The organism is Bradyrhizobium sp. 141 (genome assembly GCF_023074055.1).
In the GTDB taxonomy this organism is placed as follows: Bacteria; Pseudomonadota; Alphaproteobacteria; order Rhizobiales; family Xanthobacteraceae; genus Bradyrhizobium.
In genome coordinates, this window is record NZ_JADPKR010000079.1 from 1 (window position 1) to 1,520 (window position 1,520).

Consider the following 1,520-nt stretch of genomic DNA (forward strand, 5'->3'; position numbering starts at 1 on the left):
CAGCTGGTGAAGTTCGAGCAGGAGCCGAACAACGCCAAGATCCTGGATAACATCTTCCGCCTGGTCCACACCATCAAGGGCACCTGCGGCTTCCTCGGCCTGCCGCGGCTTGAAGCGCTGGCGCATGCCGGCGAGACGCTGATGGGCAAATTCCGCGACGGCATGCCGGTGACGGGGCAGGCGGTGACGGTGATCCTGTCTTCGATCGACCGCATCAAGGAAATCCTCGCCGGCCTGGAAGCGACCGAAGCCGAGCCCGAGGGTAACGACCGCGACCTCATCGACAAGCTGGAGGCGATGGTCGAGCAGGGCATGGCGGCTATGGTTGCGGGTAGTGCTGCTGCTCCCGTCGCCGAGTCCCCGCCGCTGGTGCCGGAAGCACCTGTAGCTGCCGCGCCTGCGCCGGCAAAAGACATGACCACGGGTTCGCTGATCGACCAGACCCTGGAGCGCCCGTTGCGTCCGGGCGAAGTCTCGCTCGACGAGCTCGAGCGCGCCTTCCGCGAGACCGCGATCGAAGCGCCCGCCGCCAAGGTTGAGCCCGCTGCTGAAGCCCCGGCGCCTGTTGCCAAGGTAGCTGCCAAGGAAACTGCCAAGGAAACTGCCAAGGAAGCCGCAAAGCCCGCCAAGGACAAGCCCGCGGTCAAGAAGTCGATGGCCGACGAGGCTGTCGGCGAAGGCGACCGCATCGCCAACCAGTCGATCCGCGTCAACGTGGATACGCTGGAGCATTTGATGACCATGGTCTCCGAGCTGGTGCTGACCCGCAACCAGCTCTTGGAGATCTCCCGCCGCAACGAGGACACCGAGTTCAAGGTGCCGTTGCAGCGCCTGTCCAACGTCACCGCCGAGCTGCAGGAGGGCGTCATGAAGACGCGCATGCAGCCGATCGGCAATGCCTGGCAGAAGCTGCCCCGCATCGTCCGCGACCTCTCAAGCGAACTCGGCAAGCAGATCGAGCTGGAGATGCACGGCGCCGACACCGAGCTCGACCGCCAGGTGCTCGATTTGATCAAGGACCCGCTCACCCACATGGTGCGCAACTCCGCCGATCATGGCCTGGAGACCCCCGCCGAGCGCCTTGCCAGCGGCAAGGGCGAGCAGGGCACCATTCGCCTCTCCGCCTATCACGAGGGCGGCCACATCATCATCTGCATCGCCGACAACGGCCGTGGCCTCAACACCGAGAGGATCAAGGCCAAGGCGATCTCGTCGGGTCTCGTCACCGAGGCCGAGCTCGAGAAGATGAGCGAAGCCCAGATCCACAAGTTCATCTTCGCGCCCGGCTTCTCGACCGCGGCCGCCATCACCTCGGTCTCCGGCCGCGGCGTCGGCATGGACGTGGTCCGCACCAATATCGACCAGATCGGCGGCACCATCGACATCAAGTCGGTCGCCGGCGAAGGATCTTCGGTCACCATCAAGATCCCGCTGACCTTGGCGATCGTCTCGGCCCTGATCGTCGAAGCCGCCGGCGACCGCTTCGCCATTCCGCAGCTCTCGGTGGTCGAGCTGGTGCG

1 protein-coding gene is annotated in these 1,520 nt (G+C 65.3%); it reads left to right on the forward strand.

Going from position 1 to position 1,520, the window contains the following annotated elements:
- On the forward strand, nt 1-1,520 hold a 1,520-nt coding region (locus IVA81_RS20830; protein WP_247321398.1), incomplete at both ends, for a chemotaxis protein CheA.